Raw genomic sequence first — 16,514 nt, forward strand, 5'->3', positions numbered from 1 at the left:
GGGCTGTTGAAGCGCATCAATACCGGATTAAATGCCCGATACCCCTGGCCCAGTAAATAATGCCCGGTCACGGTGTCTGGCCGCTCACCATTAAATCCCAGTGTACTGAGTAAGCTGTGTTGAACAGGGTGGTAGCCATAGGGTGAATAGGCTTGAGCCTGGCGGCCCTGAGGGCTCACGCTATGCAGCACGCATTTTTGCAGATCGGTGGCGAGTAAAACACTGCTGGATGAAGGGCCTTGGTGCTGGGCCAGGGGTTGAGCGTTGTATTCAAAAAAATACCGCGTGTTAACACCTTCGATTTCGTTGGCGATACGCTTGGCGCAGTAAAAGCGCCGTAGTGAACCGACGTCAGTCAGACGGTCTAGCGGGTCGTAACGGTAGTGGTTCATTGATATGGGCCTATCAAGCTTTTGCCAACTCAGATGCCCAGTATCGAAGTGATAGCACGCTTTTCCTAGCTAGCAGAACAACTAGGTAGCGACCTGGTGCGCGGCGCATTTGCCTATGCCGAGGTCGTACAGGGGGCGATGACGGTTGTGGCACGTTCTAAGCTGCAGGCTGCATGTAAAAGCAGATCGGCTTGTCACTTGCCGCTGCTTCTCTCTAACAATAAGAAGGGTGAACACGATGGCTGACAATCGCGGTGTGGTGTACCTGGGCAATGGCCAGGTTGAAGTGCAAAGCATTCCTTTCCCCAAGATGCAAAACCCGCAGGGCAAGCCGATCCACCACGGCGTGATTCTGCGTGTGGTGTCGACCAATATTTGCGGCTCTGACCAGCACATGGTACGTGGCCGTACCACCGCGCAAACCGGGCTGGTGCTGGGCCATGAGATCACCGGCGAGGTGATCGAAGCCGGGCGCGATGTGGAGCATTTAAAAGTCGGCGACCTGGTATCGGTGCCTTTCAACGTGGCATGCGGGCGTTGCCGCAGTTGCAAAGAGCAAAACACCGGCGTGTGTCTGACTGTCAACCCGGCCCGTCCCGGCGGTGCGTATGGCTATGTGGACATGGGCGATTGGATCGGCGGTCAGGCTGAATATGTATTGGTCCCGTATGCCGATTTCAACCTGCTCAGACTGCCAAACCGCGACGCGGCGATGGAGAAAATTCGCGACCTGACCTGTCTTTCCGACATTCTGCCAACTGGCTATCACGGCGCTGTGACCGCAGGCGTAGGCCCAGGTAGCACCGTGTACATCGCCGGTGCAGGCCCGGTAGGCTTGGCCGCTGCCGCTTCGGCACGCTTGTTGGGCGCGGCAGTGGTGATTGTCGGTGACGTGAACCCAATTCGTTTGGCCCATGCCAAGGCGCAGGGCTTTGAAATTGCCGATTTGTCCAAAGACACCCCGCTGCACGAACAAATTGCAGACTTGCTGGGCGAGCCCGAAGTGGACTGCGCAGTGGATGCAGTGGGCTTCGAAGCGCGTGGTCACGGGCATGACGGTGTCAAACACGAAGCGCCGGCCACCGTGCTCAACTCATTGATGGGTGTGGTTCGGGTAGCGGGCAAAATCGGTATTCCGGGCCTGTACGTCACCGAAGACCCGGGTGCTGTTGATGCGGCGGCCAAAAAGGGCAGCCTGAGCATTCGCTTTGGCTTGGGCTGGGCCAAGTCCCATACCTTCCACACCGGGCAAACGCCTGTGATGAAATACAACCGCCAACTGATGCAGGCGATCATGTGGGACCGCATTAAAATTGCCGACATCGTGGGCGTTGAGGTGATTAGTCTGGATGACGCACCACGCGGGTATGGCGAGTTTGATGCCGGTGTGCCGAAGAAGTTTGTGATTGATCCGCATAAGTTGTTTAGTGCCTAAAGAGAAGGGGCTATTAATAAAGGCAGACTTTTTAGTTTGCCTTTATTGGCTTGGCGAGCACGCGGTTTCGGGGGATATATCTTTATTGATTTCGAATTCCAGCCAGTGTTCGTTGCATGTCTTGAGGGCGGTTTGTCATTTGTGGAGGTGGATTGGTGAAGAAATCATTGACTCTTATGGTGTCACTCCCATAGGCAGGGGGGGCAATCGGTAAGGGGGTCCATTTAGGGTACAAAATTCTCGGAGGTTCAGCTTCTAGGGCGACTTTGTAGGTTGGAGTAACTTGTGAATATAACGGTGGATAATCCCAAAAACGCATTGAGCCTCTCGGCGGTACAAATGCTGGCTTGGGCCCGCGAGAATAGGGCGGAGGCGTTTGGCTCATAGAAGATGAGGGCTTTGAAAACACAAAGTCATCGGTTGATTTGACGAGCGCCTTGGAATTGAAATCCATAATTGCCAGTGTTTTAGCCATATTCCAGCGCGGCCTGTTGTTAGCCTCTGGGACGACGGGCGGTTGAGGCCGTGAACGGCGTGGCACCCGCCCCATAAATGCATTCATAAACGATTTGCGCAGGTTAAAGTGCCCGGTCGGATCAATTTTATTCAACGGATTATTATCACAATACGCATACGCATTAATCCCCCCTTCCCCAAACGGACTCCAACTGTCCGGGCTATTAAAGCGCATCAATACTGGATTAAACGCTCGATACCCCTGGCCCAATAAATAATGCCCGGTGATGGGTTCTGGCCGTTCGCCGTTAAAACCCACAGCGTTGAGTAACGCGTCGATGGGGTGAAAACCAAAGGGCGAGTAAGCCTGCGCGTTCTGATTTCCCAGTGGACTAATGCCATTGAGCACGGACGTTTGTTGATCGGTCGCTAACAAGGCAGTACCGGGTTCAGTGCCGTGTTGCTGAACTGCCAGCGGTTGTGAGTCGGCCTCAAAAAATCGGCTTTTACGTGCACCTTCAATTTCGGTAGCGATGCGGGTGGTGTTGTAAAAACGCTGAACAGTGTTGGCGTTGGAAAGGCGGTCCAGCGGGTCGTATTGATAGGTGCTGGCGAATGTTTTGCTCATGCTGAGTTCCCATAAAGAGGGCGGCGGAGGTTTAGCATCCGCCTGCACTCATGGGCTGTATAGCTAGCAGAACTGCTAGGTAATGGCCGTTTAAACCTGCAAGCGCTGGCCCAGTACGTCGAGCAGGTCACAGCCGTCGCGCAGCAAAATGGCGCAAGGCTGGGTGATGTGTTTGAGGTCTACGCCGTCGGCGGCGCTCAGGTCCAGGCGGTTGAGGCTTTCGAACAGTTGGGTCACGGCCAAAATACGCGCCGCCGCATTGGCATGCAGCACGTCGGGCGGGCTTTGGCGGTCAATCAGCAAGCTGGGAATCAGGCAATCAATGGCAGTAAGCGGGATGTATTGGTTCATGGTGTGCGCTCTGGTGTGTTGGATAGAGCTACCACGCATTCGTCGCCAAACGAATAGGTGGCAGCTGCACGCAGGTTGGCGAACCGGAAACACACCACCCGGCAGACCCAAAGGTCTCCCGCGCACAGCTGCCATAACACAGCCTTGCGGGTGCAAAAATACCTGCAATAAACAGGAGTTTTCGCATGGTGGTTTACAGGTCGCCAAACCCGGTCGTCATATGAACGACCGGCGGACTATAAGCCGCTTACGCCAGCCCACGCAAACCGAAAACCCTGTAGGAGCGAGCTTGCCTCGCGATCTTTTGATCTTTAAAAGACCGCGAGGCACCTCAATTACAACGCCGCCAACGGCCCTTGATACAACACCGGCCCAGTCGGCTGCCCGCTCGGTGAGCCGCCCTCAGGCTCCAGGCTTACAGCCAGCACCACATTGCTTGCCAGCAATTGCTGCTGGCTCGCGTTGAGCTGGATCTTGCAGTCGCCTGTCGCAGGCAGCAGACCCAGCGACACGGGGTTGCCGCCTGCCGGGATCGCCCACAATTGCAGGCTGCGGCCACTGTCCACGGCCGCCAGTTGCAGCGGTTTCACGTTCAGGTAGTCGGCGTGCGCTTCAATGCGCAGGGTGGGTTGCGCGGTGCCGCTGAGCAAGGTGGCTGTGTAGGTGATGCTGTCTCGGGTCGTCAGCACGCCCACGGCCACGGCGATTACCACGGTGCACGCGGCTGCCGTGACGCGCAGCCAGTTCCAGAAGGGCGGCTTGACCGGGACGTGGAGTTTTTGCGGCTCAATGCGCGCCACGATGCCCCGCCACACATGATCAGGCACAGGGTCTTGGCCAAGCGTATCGGTCAGCCGCACGAGGGTGGTCTGCCAAGCGGCGAGTTCTTCGCGCAGGCCCGCGTCATCGAGTAGCAGTTGTTCAAAGCGTTTGCGTGCGCCAGATGGCATTAAACCGATGGCGTAATCGGCCGCCAGTGCCCGGCGCAGGCTAGGGGTTTGGTAGTTCATGATTCAAGGCACCTGCGCAGACGTTCCATGCCCCGGCGAATCCAGGACTTTACCGAACCCAGCGGTGCGGCCAATTGCTCGGCCAATTCGCTGGCGCTGTGGCCATGAAAATAGGCCGAGGTAATGGTTTGGCGCTGCTTGCCCTCCAGTTGTTCAAGGCACTGGTTGAGCGCTTTGGCCTTACGGGCAGTGTCCAGTTGTTCGTCAGCGCCAAGGCCTTCATCGGCCAGGGCTTCTTGCTGTAAATCGCTTAACGGCAACTCGCGCTGCTTGCGCAGTTGGTCGATGGCTTGATGGCGGGTGATGGTGACCATCCAGGTCAACGGTGCGGACAAGCGAGGTTCGTAGCGCGCGGCGTTGTGCCAGATACGCACGAAACTTTCTTGTACGACTTCTTCGGCCAGATCCCGGCGACCCATGCAGTGCAAGGCCACGCTGTACAGACGGGGAGCGACGCTACGGTACAACGTTTCAAAAGCTCGGCGGTTACCCAAGGAGCACTGGACCAACAGTTTTTTGAGGTACTCAGCGTCGGAGATTAAAATACCCGTTCTCCCATTTATCAAAGTGGTGGCACAGTGCCATCCGCTTAATGAGCTTAGTCCAAAATTTAGGGTTATTCCAATCATTACGAGGTTAATCCACTCATTTTGATGGCTTTTTTTCTGACCGGCCCGTTAGTTTTTTGCGGGTTACGCGAGCGATCCGTCAGGTCTGTTCGTGTTTGATATACGCGGGGGGTTATAAAGCGGATGCAGCGCAGATCAACTTTTTTCCATTAAGCTTGCGCACCGTTTGATCCACCGCTGGCTGTTGGGAACATCCGCCGAGGATTTGGGTCTTATTGACAGTTTTGCTGCTCCGTTGCGGACAGCTTTTTGGTTTAAGAGGTTGATGCGATGAAAACGTTGAACGTGGTAGCACTGGCAGCACTGATGAGCGTGGCAGCGAGCCCGGTTTTTGCAGGTTTTGACTTGGGCGCGGCCACGCAAATACTGAGTCAAGTACAAGGCGGCAACAGCGCCAGCTCTGACAAGACCCTGCAGGCAGTCGATTTGCTGACTAAAGCCAAGGCACTGGGTGTTACGCCGGAACAAGCCGCAGGGGGTGCAGGCGCAATGCTGAGCCTGGCTAAAAACCAACTGACCTCTACTGATTACACCGCCCTGACCCAGCAAGTGCCGGGTATTAACAAGGTGACGGGCGCTGGTGCATTGACTCAACTGAACCAATTGAGCGCAAAGAACCCACAGATTCAGGCCCTTGTGGGTCAGATCAACCCGGTTAGCCCAGACGCCAAAGTGGCGGTGAGCAATGTGACCAACGCCTCGCAACTGAATTCCGCGTTCGAAGCCCTGGGCATGAAGAGCAGCATGGTTCAGCAGTTTGCTCCGCTCATTACCCAGTACCTGGGCCAACAAGGCGTTGCCAGCCCAATGTTGACCACCCTAGGCAGCCTCTGGGGTATTTAAGAATTAACCGCGCTTAGCGCGTCATGTGCTGTAGCGCTGGTCTTTCTTGGTCCAGAGCGGGTTGATCCAGCTCTGGACATGCTCGCTCCAACAGGGGTGTGACCACTGGATTCTTTTAAGGAAATGACCTCTATGAAGTCTGTTCTAGCCCTGCTGTCCCTGTTGGCGCTGCCGGTGATGGCCGCCGAACCGACTTTGTACGGGCGTTATGAGTACATCAAGTTGCCGGAAATCGGCGAGACGCTCAAAGCCAAAATGGACACCGGTGCTTTGACCGCATCGCTGTCGGCCAAAAATATTCAGACCTTCACCCGTGACGGTGAAGAGTGGGTACGTTTCCAGCTCGCTACCCCAGACGCGAGCAGCAAAGTGTATGAACACAAAGTGTCGCGCATCAGCAAAATCAAAAACCGCGCCGATGAAGACGACGACAAAGATGGCGCCGACGTGGCCAAACGCCCGGTGGTGGATTTAGAGATGTGCCTGGGGGGTGTTAAACGCACCGTAGAGGTCAACCTCACCGACCGCAGCAGCTTTAACTACCCATTGTTGATCGGCGCCAAGGCGCTGCGTGAGTTTGGTGCGGCGGTGAACCCGGCGCGTCGGTATACGGCGGACAAAACGGGGTGTTGAGTGAGCGTGAACTAAACGTTAATCACGCGTGCGGATCCTTCCGAGTGTTGAGGCAGGCCGCTCGGGGACAGGTGGGGCAAGCATAGTGGCACCTGGCTGGTTAGAGGCCTGTAGTGCGAAATTGCCCAGCCGTAAGCTTTCCCCCGGCGGCAGTGGTGAGTGGAGGATGCGTGGTGAAGGGTTCAGTTTCCATAGGCCCTCGATTTCTATAACGGGACCTCCTAAGTGTCTGCTGGCTTGAGCCCTAGTTACAAATGAAATTCTATCGCTATTATTTGGGTTTACCAGAACGGCATGAAATTGATCTAGCTCGTTGGCTGGGGGGCTCGCCACTCTTGAGCTTGAACCGGCTCTAGCGCTAGCCGCAGGTAGTTGCGCAATGTCATCGCCAGTACTTAGTACTGAGGGTTGAACGTAAGTGTTGCTCGTTCCAGACCTTTGCAATGAAGAGATACTCCCCAGATCCAGTGCTTCAGGATTACGACGAAACAACTTTTTTAAGCTCCCGAATACATGCCCTGTTGGATCTAAACGATTCACCGGCTCTCCCCCGCAATACGCATACGCATTAATCCCACCCTCACCAAATGGGCTCCAACTGTCGGGGCTATTAAAACGCATCAATACTGGATTGAACGCCCTGTAGCCGTTGCCCAGCAAGTAATGCCCGGTGGTTTTATCATCACGTTCACCATTAAAACCTATCACGCGCTGTTCATCGCTTGGGCTGTAGCCGGCTGCGGTATAGGCGATGGCGTTGTGTTGTTCGCCATTGAGCGTGGCAAGTGTTGAACATTTGTCGTCGTGGGCAATCAGCATGGTGCCGACAGTGCCTGCGGTGTCCGTGTGTTGGGCTAGCACGACGCCTTCAGTTTCAAAGACGCGATAGACCGTATCGCCTTTAATCTCAGTCGCCACACGGTCGTTGTTGTAAAACAATTGTGTCTGCTGATCCCCTGAACGCCCACTGTTCACATGGCGGTTCAGTGGGTCATAGGTGTAGTGGTTCAGCAGTCGTTGCTTTTTCGAAGTCATGGCATTAACCCTTCAATTGCTTCATCTATGAAGGGTTAGAGATAACGGGATATAGCCCTGGGCGGTACTGTTAGAACTGCTAGTTTTTACTACCGTTGATCGGTGATTGTTGGCTGTTGTATTTAAAGATCAAAAGACCGCGAGGCGAGCTCGCTTCTACGGGGTTCAGGTGCGCCGCAGGCTGTCAGCGTTTAAGCAGCCCGCGCACGCTGATCAACGCCGGGATGCCTAGGCCGATCCAGCTCAGTGCGTCCCAGGCGCCGTCGCCCAGTAGCGCGCCGAACAAGCCCGCACCCGTGACGAGCGCAATCGCCAGCGGCACAGAGAAGACCTTCCAGAAACTCGATTGACGCGGTTTCATCGCACGCTCTCCTTCGCGGCCTTGCGCCGCACCCACCACAAGTACAGGCCGCTGCCGAGCACGATGATGGTCAGCAGGTCGAGTGCCGCCCAGAGTATTTTCATGGGCATGCCGCCGTAGTCACCAAAGTGCAGCGGCTGCGACATGCCCATGGCGTCCATGTACCAAGGGCGTGAGCCCACAGCGGTGACGAGCAGGGTGCTGGCGTCGATCAAGACCGGTGTTAGCAGGTGCGAGGTGAGGTGAGTGCTGCCATTCATGAACACGGCGTAGTGGTGTTCGCTGGAAAAACGCGTGCCGGGGAAGGCGATAAAGTCTGGGCGCATGCCGGGCGCCGCCGTGGCGGCGATGTCCAGTAGGCGGCTGGCGGGGGCGAGTTGGGTCAGTGGTGGCGCAGCGCGGTAGGGTTCGACCATGGCGCTGAGAGTGTCGTTGCGCCAGGCGTCGATGATCAGGTCGGCGCAAGCGCTGATAACCCCGGTGACGCCGACCACCAACGCCCAGGTGAGCGTGACCACGCCGAGCAAGTTGTGCAGGTCGAGCCAGCGCAGGCGTGTGGATTTATCGGTGCGTACGGTGGCGAAATCATGACGGCGCATGAAGGGCAGGTACAGCACGGTGCCGGAGACGATCGCTAGCACAAACAGGGTGCCCATAAAGGCCAGCAGCAGTTTGCCGGGCAGCCCGGCGAACATGTCCACGTGCAGGCGCAGCATGACCATCATGATGCCGCCGTTGGCCGAGGGCACTTCTAGGGCCTCGCCGGTGCGGGCGTCGAGCATAAAGGTGTGGGATGAGTTGGGTTCGGTGCCTGCGGTGGCGGCCATGATGGCGAGAACTGCGTGGGGCTCGTCTTCTTCCCAGCCGAAATACTGCATGACCTCGCCCGGCCGGTGTGCTTGGGCGGCGTGCACCAATTGCTGCAAATCGAGCGGCGGCGTGCCTTCGGGCAGTGCTTTGACCTGCGGCGCATTGCCGATCAAATGGTCGATTTCATGGCTAAAAATCAACGGCAAGCCGGTGAGCGCCAACATCAGCAAAAAGGCGCTGCAAATCAGGCTGGTCCACGTGTGGATAAAGGACCAGCGGCGAATGGTTTTGCTTTTCATGACGGTCCTGAATGTAAAAACACCCCGTAGGAGCGAGCTTGCTCGCGATCTTTTGATCTTAAAAAGATCGCGAGCAAGGGGGGCTTAGCGGGTTACCACTTGTAGTCGACGCTGGCCATGATGTTGCGGCGGTCGCCGTAGTAGCAGTAGAAACCGTCGCAGGTCGACAGGTACTGCTTGTCGAACACGTTGTTGGCATTAATCGAAACGGTGGTGCCTTTGAGGGTTTGGCTCACTTTGCCCAAGTCGTAATGCACGGCCGCGTCATAGACGGTGTAGGCGTCGGTATGGCCGTAAGCTGCGTCTGCCACGTAACGCATGCTGCCAATGGCGATGTTGTCGGTTTCGCCAATGTAGCGGGCGCCGAAACCAATGCCGAAGCCTTCCAATACGCCTGTGTGCCAGGTGTAGTCAGCCCAGATCGAGGCTTGGTGTTCAGGGGTCAACGGCAGCGGACGGTTTTTGTCCTGTGGGTCCGAGACTTTGGTCATTTTGGTGTTGGCGTAGGTGTAGGCGGCTGTCAGCTTGAGGTTGTCATTGACGTTGCCCACGGCTTCCAGTTCCAAGCCCCGCACGTTGGCTTCGCCCAGTGGGCGGCTCACACCCAGCGTGTCACTCAGTACGATGTTTTTGCGGGTCAGGTCATACACCGCCGCGGTGAACAGCATGCTGCTGCCCGGTGGCTGGTATTTAAGGCCCACTTCGTACTGCTTGCCGGTGCCCGGCTTGAACGCCTTGCCGCCAAAACCACCCGGTTCGGCTTGGAACGATTCGGCGTACGACACGTAAGGCGTGAAGCCCGAGTCGAAGACGTAACTTAACGCAGCATTGCCAGTGAAGGCGCTGTCGTCGCGCTTATCGCGGGCATCGTTTTGGTTGTAGAAGGTGGTGTCGGTGTGCAGCCAGTCTTGGCGCCCGCCTAGGGTCAAGCGCCAGTTATCCAGCGCCATCTGGTCTTGCAGGTACAGGCCGGTGTCGCGGGTTTTCTGGTTGTAGTCGTTGTAGGCGGTGTAGTTGATGTGGCTGAAGTCTTGCCCGTAGATCGGGGTGATGATGTTGCTCACAGGGGCAACACCGTATTGCCATTTGTAATGTGTGTCGACGCGCTGGTGATCGAGGCCAATCAACACCGTGTGCTTGACGGCGCCGGTGTTGAAGTCAGCTTGCAGGTTGTTGTCGACGGCAAACTGGCTGATGTCTTCGTCCACGATGTTGGCACCGCGCTCCACGGTGCCGTCATCGGCCACCGAACCGAAGTAGCCGCCTGCGGTAATGCTTTGAAAGGACAACTCACTTTTGGTGTATCGCAGGTTTTGGCGGAACTGCCAGACGTCGTTCAGCCGATGTTCAAAGGCATAGCCGAGTGCGTAGTAGGTTTTGTCGTAGAACTCCCAGCTCGGGTCACCCAGGTTCTTGTGGGGTTTCACTTTGCCTGCCGGGGTTGACACCAAGGTGCCCTGAATTGGCAAAAACTGGCTGGTGGTGCCGGTGTCATCGCGGTTGAACTGGCTGAGGAAGGTCAGCGTGGTGTCCGGGTCGATGTTCCACGTCAGGCTTGGGGCGATGTTGTAGCGCTTGTCATCGGTGTGGTCGATGGTGGTGTTGCTGTCACGCACCACGCCACTAATGCGATACAGAAACGTGCCTTCGTCATCTATCGGGCCGGTGCTGTCGAAGCTGATTTGTTTGCGTTGGTAGCTGCCGATTTGCAGTTGCACTTCGTGGCTGGCGGTGTCTTCTGGACGGCGGCTGACCATGTCCAACAAGCCGCCTGCCGGGGTTTGTCCGTACACCGATGAGGCCGGGCCGCGCAGTAAGGCGACACGTTCTAGGTCCCAGGTTTCCAGCTTGGGCATGGCGTAGGCGCCCTTAGGCAGCGGCAGGCCGTCGAGGAACTGGGTCGGTTCAAAGCCGCGCACTTTTAGCCATTCAGCACGGCTGTCGCTGCCATAGCTGCTGGCGGTGACGCCCGGCATGTAACGCACGGCATCGTCGAGGTTTTGCACGGCGCGGTCTTGCATCTGGCTGCGGGTGGCGACCGAGATCGATCGCGGGGCTTCGGCCAGCGCGGTGTCAGTTTTAGTGCCCGCGGCAGAGCGTTGGGCGAGGTAGCCATTGACCGGGCCCCAGGCACTTTCGTAAGTGTCCTGGCCGGAAATGGTGGTGGCTTCAAGGGCCACGACGCCCTGCGGGATGGCGATCAGGGTGTAACTAGCGCCGCTGCCGGGCACCAGTTGCAAACCTGTGCCGCGCAAGGCTTCGTGCAACGCCGCGCCGGGTTCGAACGAGCCTTTGACCGCGTTGGAGGTTTTGCCTGCGACCAGCGCCGGATCAATCGCCAGCGTCACTCCGGCCTGGCTGGCGATGTGGTTCAGTGTGGCCGCCAACGGTCCGGCGGGCAGATTGTAGCTGCGCGCGCTCGAACTGTGCTCGGCAGCCATCAGCGAGGTGCTGGCCAGCGGGGCACTGAGGGCGATGGCGACGGCTAACAGGCTAGGGCGCAAAAACGTGTGTAGGGTGCGGGACATTCGGCGGATTCCTGAATGGAAATGTTTCTCAATGCTTATGTGCCGAACGAACATTCAAAAGTGATAGGGCTAATTGAAAATAATTTAGATTTGCCGTTTACGGCTTGGCGCTGACGGTGATCCACCACGGGGTGAGTTGCTCAATTTTCACCGGCAGGGTCGGTTGCAGAGCATTAAGTGCCAACTGCACGTTATTGAGCGGGAAGCTGCCCGTGATGCGCAGGTCGGCCACTTGTGGGTCGACGCCCAGGTGGCCACGCTGGTAGCGATTAAGTTCGTGCACCATGTCGGCCAGTCGCACGTTGTCGAGCACCAGCATGCCGCGGGTCCAAGCATCGGCCCCCGCGTTGACGGCAACCGATTGCCCCAGCCGGTCGCGGTGCATGAGCACTTGCTGGCCTTCGCTGTAGAGGGTTTCGTCGTTGCTGTCTTCGGGGCGCGCAGCCACGCGTGATTGCAGCACGCTGAGGCGGGTGCCGTCGTCTTCGCGCTTGACCAGGAAGCGTGTGCCCAAGGCGCGCAGGCTGCCATCGCGGGTTTGCACGATAAACGGCCGAGGGTCGCCATGGCCGGTCTGCACCATGATCTCGCCTTCTTGCAGGATGATCCGCCGAGTGTCGGCGTCAAACTTCACGTCCACGGCGCTGTGGGTGTTGAGGTTGATCACGGTGCCATCGGCCAGTTGCAGTTCGCGCTGCTCGCCGGTGGCGGTGCGTTGGTCGGCCATCCAATAATCAATCGGCAAATAACTTTTGCCCGCGAACAAGGTCAGCCCGCAGACCAGCACGATGCTCGCTAACCCGCTGCCCAGCTTGCGTACCCGTTGATGCAAGCCGTTGCGGGCGTTCAGCAGGGCATTGCGAGCCGGGAGGCTGGCATTGCTGAAGCGGTGGTCAAGCATGCCCAATTGTCGCCAGGCGCGGGCGTGCTCTTCGTTAGCCTCGTACCACTTTGTGAACTCGGCTTGTTCGACCAGGCTGCCATGGCCGCAGTCCAAGCACAGTTGCCAGGCGATGGCGGCGTCGAGTACGCGGGCGGACACCGGTTTGGAACTGATCGCGTTCATGTTGGCTCGCCATACAGCGCGATGTAGCACTGGCGAATGCCTTGCGCCAGGTACTGACGCACGCGGGGCACCGACACGCCCAGGCGCTCGGCGATTTCGGCGTGGGTTAGGCCATCGAGGCGGCTATACAGAAAGGCCGCGCGCGATTTGCTCGACAGCTTGCCCAGCAGGCGGTCGATGGCTTTGAGGTCTTCGAGAATCAGGTGCTGCTCTTCGGGCGAAGGTTGCTCGGCTTCGGGAATCAGCATCAGTTCGTTGAGGTACGCCTGCTCCAGCGCGGCGCGGCGAAAGTAGTCAAAGAGCAGGCCTTTGGCGATGGCCGCGAGAAAGGCCCGGGGTTCACGCGGGGCGGTCAGTTCAGGGCGGCCCAGCAGGCGCACGAAGGTGTCTTGGCTCAAGTCTTCGGCGCGTTGCGGGCAGGCCACGTTGCGCCGCAACCACGCCAGCAGCCAACCGCGATGGTCGCGGTAGAGCGATCCAACCAGTTCACTGTTAGGGGTTTGGACTGACGACACGAGCAGCACCGAAGGCAAGTTTTAACTAACGATAATTATTCGCGATTGTGTCAGAGGGGGACGAGCGGCGCAATTGACGCTCATCGGATGGGTTTTGGTCGGTTGGACAGCCCTCACCCCAACCCTCTCCCTGTATGGAGAGGGTTAGGGTGAGGGCGCTCTTAAAAGCTGTGCACCTGTTTGCGCCGTTGCCACTGGTTAAGCCGCTGTTGCAGGGCGTGGGGGCTGTCGATGCCTTGTGCGCGCAGGCGGCTAAAGAGGATCAGCGCCAGCTCAGCGGTGGCCAACGCGTCGGCGCTGGCGTTGTGACGGTCTTCGACCTGCAGGTTGAAGTGCTTGATCCAGTAATCCAGTCCTGCTTCTCGCACATTGACCTGTGGGCACAACATCGGCGCTAACGCCGCCACGTCCATGAACGGATGCTGCAAGCGATAACCCAGGCTGTCTTTGAGTGCGCGGCCCAGCATGTGCTGGTCAAACGGGGCATGGAACGCCAGCAACGGGCTGTCGCCGACAAACGCCATAAAGTCGAGCAGGGCATCCACCGGGTCACAGCCGGCGGCGATCGCACTCGGCCCTAGGCCATGCAGCAATACGCTGGGGCTGAGCGGGTTGTCGGTGCGCAATAAGGTGCGTTCGAACGCTTGGCCCAGATCAATCGCGCCGTCTTCGATAACCATCGCGCCAATCGACAACACTTGGTCACGATTAAGGTCAAGACCGCTGGTTTCCAGGTCGACCACCACCCAGCGTTGGGCACGCAGGGTGTGTTCGTTCAATCCCGCAGGCGCGGTTAATTGCGCTAAACGTTGTTGTTGAGCGGGGTTCAAGCTTGGTTTTTTGCGTGGCAGTAGCCAGGAAAACAGGCTCATAGCTGATACCGCAGGGCCAGACTGCTTTGCAGGCGTTGGGCCTGGCGCAGGGCTTCACGCAGGATGCGTCGGTCCAACTGGTTCAAGTTGTCGGGGTCGACACGGTTGGAATACGGGCGGTTTTGCCGGGTCTGCAATTGGTGCTGTTGCATGCGGGTTTGCTGAATAAAGTGATACGCCTCTTCGTAGGCCGCGCCGTCCAGCGGCTCGATCACGCCGAGGGGGATGAGCTGGCGCAGGCGCTCCAGGGTGTTGATGGCTTCAACGCCATGGGCCAGCGCCAGCAGGCGGGCGCCGTCAACGAACGGGGTGAGGCCTTGCACCTTGAGGTCGAGGGTGGCTTTGTCACCGCCCTTGCGCTCCAGCACAAACTCGCGAAAGCGCCCCACGGGCGGGCGATGGCGCAAGGCGTTGTCGGCCATCATGCGCTGGAACAAGCGGTTGTCGGCCACTTGCTGAAGGATCCCGCGGCGCAGTTGCTGACAACCCTGCTCATCGCCCCACACCACCCGTAGGTCGAAGTAGATGCTCGAACCCAGCAGGTTTTCGGGAGTGGCCTCGCGGATAAACGCTGCAAAGCGTCTGGCCCATTCGGCGTGTGAAAGGCACAGGTCGGGGTTGCCCGCCATGATGTTGCCTTTGCACAGGGTGAAGCCGCAGGCCGCTAGGTGGGTGTTGATGTGCTGCGCAATGGGCAGCAGGCGCTGACGAATCTCGGCGGCCTGCGTGGCGTCTTTGGCTTCAAACAAAATGCCGTTGTCTTGATCGGTGTGCAGGGTTTGCTCGCGGCGCCCTTCGCTGCCAAAGCACAGCCAAGTGAAAGGCACGCCAGGGTCGCCTCGTTCGGCCAGCACCAATTCGATGACGCGGCACACGGTGTGGTCGTTGAGCAAGGTGATGATGTGCGTGATCTGCGTCGACGAGGCGCCGTGGGCCAGCATGCGCTCCACCAGTTGGCCGATCTCGCCGCGCAGGTTGATCAGGGTATCCAGGCGCGGCGCGTGGCGAATGGTGCGGGCTAGGTGAACCAGGTCGACCCGTTGCAGGGAAAACAGGTCACGCTCGGACACCACGCCGCACAGGCGCTGTTCTTTGACCAAGCACACGTGGGCGATGTGCCGCTCAGTCATGGCAATGGCGGCATCAAAGGCGCTGTGATCGGGGGACAGGTAAAACGGCTCCGAGGTCATGTGCGCGTCGATGGCTTGGTCAAAATCGTGTATGCCATCGGCTACCACGTGACGCAGGTCGCGCAGGGTGAAAATCCCCAGTGGCGCTTTGTCTTCGTTCACGATCACGATGCTGCCCACTTGTTGCTCGTGCATCAGGCGCACGGCCTCGCGCAGGGCGGTGTGCGGACTGCACGTAACTGGGTGGCGCATGGCCAGTTCGCCAAGGCGGGTGTTGAGCGAGTATTGCGTGCCCAGGGTTTCAACGGCTTTTTGCTGCACTTGCTGATTGACCTTGTCGAGCAGGCTGCTGACCCCGCGCAGGGCGAAGTCGCGGAACTCCTCGGATAGGGCGAACAGTTTGATAAACGCAGCTTTGTTCAGTTGCAGGCAGAAGGTGTCTTCTGCGGCCCGATGCTCGGTGCGGGTGGCGCGTTCACCGAGCAAGGCGGCCAGTGGGAAGCATTCGCCCGCAGTGATTTCAAATGTGGTTTCGGCAACGTCTCGTCCTAGGTGCGTGCGCTCGCCCACCACGCGGCCTTGCTTAACGATATAGAAGTGTTCGACCGGCCCGTCGGCAGGCCGAATGATGCTCTCACCAGGGCCATAGAAGCGCAGTTGGCACTGCTCCACCAGGAACGCTAGGTGAGCGTTTTCCATTTGGTTAAAGGGCGGAAATCGCTGCAAGAACTGCATGGTGCCGTGAATGTTCTGCAACACCGCAGTTTTTCCTGCCTGGAGAAACGCATCCGATTTACTCATTACCGTTACCGCATTGTTGGCCGTTGTTGTTATGACGGGACGAGGCCCCTGCTGACCCTCATGCTCGGTTGTCTGCACGCAGGTGCCCATTGGACGTAAGTCTATGGACGGTGGTTTGAGTAGATGTAATTGCGACGACGTGCAGGTTTTTTGCGTGTTTCATGTGGCGCTTACTTGGAAACCGTCTTATCTGAGTGCACATTGAGCACATCAGAAGATAACTGATTGGACCGCTGGGTTATTTAGCCCGTGGCAGTTTTCGAGAACCGTATGACTGATCACGATATTTTGAGCGCCGCCGAACGTGAGGCCCTGAACGAGGTGATGCAAGCACCCGCGCAGGCCGAGCAATGGGTATTGATCGTAGACGACGATCCGACGACGCGTGATTTGCTGGCGGAGTTTCTGACGCTGCATGAGATCGAGTGTCTGAAGGCGAGCAATGAAAAGCAGGCACTGGAGTTGCTGGATTCTGAGCGGCCGATTGGCCTGATGCTGACTGACCTGCGCATGGAGCCCCACGATGGCTTGCACCTGATTCGCAAGGTGCGCGAATCAGATCGCGCTGAGCTTCCAATCATCATCATGTCGGGGGATGCGGGGGTGCGGGACGCAATTGAAGCGATGCACTTGAACGTGCTGGACTTTTTGCTCAAGCCCATTGATCCGCCAAAGCTGCTGGACCTGATCAAGCGGACACTCAACGTGTAGGAGCCAACT

16 protein-coding genes and 1 pseudogene are annotated in these 16,514 nt (G+C 58.1%); 4 read left to right on the forward strand and 13 right to left on the reverse strand.

Annotated features, from left to right (window positions below; all coding sequences use genetic code 11):
- A pseudogene (locus tag B347_RS0111105) lies at positions 1-392 on the reverse strand (RHS repeat-associated core domain-containing protein); the annotation flags it as partial.
- 238 nt (positions 393-630) lie between these two features.
- Here B347_RS0111105 and fdhA point away from each other — a divergent pair.
- Positions 631-1,827: a formaldehyde dehydrogenase, glutathione-independent gene (gene fdhA / locus B347_RS0111110; RefSeq protein ID WP_019409794.1), complete on the forward strand. Its 1,197-nt coding sequence runs from the start codon at positions 631-633 to the stop codon at positions 1,825-1,827.
- Between the two features lie 82 nt (positions 1,828-1,909).
- Here fdhA and B347_RS25570 read toward each other — a convergent pair whose 3' ends face one another.
- The 4 genes from B347_RS25570 to B347_RS24895 form a co-directional block, all read right to left on the reverse strand.
- Positions 1,910-2,911 (reverse strand): RHS repeat-associated core domain-containing protein, encoded by a 1,002-nt coding sequence (locus B347_RS25570; protein ID WP_019409795.1) that lies wholly within the window; start codon positions 2,909-2,911, stop codon positions 1,910-1,912.
- Between the two features lie 90 nt (positions 2,912-3,001).
- Positions 3,002-3,262, reverse strand: a complete 261-nt coding sequence (locus B347_RS0111120; protein WP_019409796.1) for a hypothetical protein — start codon at positions 3,260-3,262, stop codon at positions 3,002-3,004.
- 335 nt (positions 3,263-3,597) lie between these two features.
- Positions 3,598-4,272, reverse strand: coding sequence for an anti-sigma factor (locus tag B347_RS0111125; RefSeq protein ID WP_019409797.1), 675 nt, complete (start codon positions 4,270-4,272; stop codon positions 3,598-3,600).
- The gene (locus tag B347_RS24895) at positions 4,269-4,901 is read right to left on the reverse strand and encodes an RNA polymerase sigma factor (RefSeq protein WP_026014118.1); all 633 of its coding nucleotides are present in this window, start codon (positions 4,899-4,901) and stop codon (positions 4,269-4,271) included. Before B347_RS24895 ends, B347_RS0111125 begins: the two co-directional genes overlap by 4 nt.
- 270 nt (positions 4,902-5,171) lie before the next feature.
- On the opposite strand from B347_RS24895, the gene B347_RS0111135 reads away from it, so the two are divergent.
- The gene (locus B347_RS0111135; protein WP_019409799.1) at positions 5,172-5,744 is read left to right on the forward strand and encodes a DUF2780 domain-containing protein; all 573 of its coding nucleotides are present in this window, start codon (positions 5,172-5,174) and stop codon (positions 5,742-5,744) included.
- Between the two features lie 132 nt (positions 5,745-5,876).
- Positions 5,877-6,377, forward strand: coding sequence for an ATP-dependent zinc protease (locus B347_RS0111140; RefSeq protein WP_019409800.1), 501 nt, complete (start codon positions 5,877-5,879; stop codon positions 6,375-6,377).
- A gap of 18 nt (positions 6,378-6,395) precedes the next feature.
- On the opposite strand, the gene B347_RS25895 is transcribed toward B347_RS0111140, so the two are convergent.
- The 8 genes from B347_RS25895 to B347_RS0111180 form a co-directional block, all read right to left on the reverse strand.
- On the reverse strand, positions 6,396-7,412 hold the full coding sequence (locus tag B347_RS25895) for an RHS repeat-associated core domain-containing protein (protein WP_237719120.1): 1,017 nt from the start codon (positions 7,410-7,412) through the stop codon (positions 6,396-6,398).
- A gap of 184 nt (positions 7,413-7,596) precedes the next feature.
- A complete protein-coding gene (locus tag B347_RS26690) occupies positions 7,597-7,773 on the reverse strand; it encodes a hypothetical protein (protein WP_019409802.1) in 177 nt (58 codons plus the stop codon).
- Positions 7,770-8,882, reverse strand: coding sequence for a PepSY-associated TM helix domain-containing protein (locus tag B347_RS0111155; RefSeq protein ID WP_019409803.1), 1,113 nt, complete (start codon positions 8,880-8,882; stop codon positions 7,770-7,772). Before B347_RS0111155 ends, B347_RS26690 begins: the two co-directional genes overlap by 4 nt.
- A 92-nt stretch (positions 8,883-8,974) precedes the next feature.
- Complete coding sequence (locus B347_RS0111160) at positions 8,975-11,410, reverse strand: TonB-dependent siderophore receptor (protein ID WP_019409804.1); 2,436 nt, start codon at positions 11,408-11,410, stop codon at positions 8,975-8,977.
- Between the two features lie 97 nt (positions 11,411-11,507).
- Positions 11,508-12,476: a FecR family protein gene (locus tag B347_RS0111165; RefSeq protein ID WP_019409805.1), complete on the reverse strand. Its 969-nt coding sequence runs from the start codon at positions 12,474-12,476 to the stop codon at positions 11,508-11,510.
- The gene (locus tag B347_RS0111170) at positions 12,473-12,991 is read right to left on the reverse strand and encodes an RNA polymerase sigma factor (protein WP_019409806.1); all 519 of its coding nucleotides are present in this window, start codon (positions 12,989-12,991) and stop codon (positions 12,473-12,475) included. Before B347_RS0111170 ends, B347_RS0111165 begins: the two co-directional genes overlap by 4 nt.
- 161 nt (positions 12,992-13,152) lie before the next feature.
- Entirely contained in the window at positions 13,153-13,863 is a 711-nt protein-coding gene (locus B347_RS0111175; protein ID WP_019409807.1) for a 3'-5' exonuclease, read from the reverse strand.
- Entirely contained in the window at positions 13,860-15,794 is a 1,935-nt protein-coding gene (locus B347_RS0111180; RefSeq protein WP_019409808.1) for a putative nucleotidyltransferase substrate binding domain-containing protein, read from the reverse strand. The genes B347_RS0111175 and B347_RS0111180 overlap by 4 nt, the downstream gene beginning before the upstream one ends.
- Before the next feature lie 270 nt (positions 15,795-16,064).
- Here B347_RS0111180 and B347_RS0111185 point away from each other — a divergent pair, with 270 nt between their 5' ends.
- Positions 16,065-16,505, forward strand: a complete 441-nt coding sequence (locus B347_RS0111185) for a response regulator (RefSeq protein ID WP_019409809.1) — start codon at positions 16,065-16,067, stop codon at positions 16,503-16,505.
- The last annotated feature ends 9 nt before the right edge of the window (positions 16,506-16,514 follow it).

The organism is Pseudomonas psychrophila HA-4, from assembly GCF_000282975.1.
GTDB classification, from domain to species: Bacteria; Pseudomonadota; Gammaproteobacteria; order Pseudomonadales; family Pseudomonadaceae; genus Aquipseudomonas; species Aquipseudomonas psychrophila_A.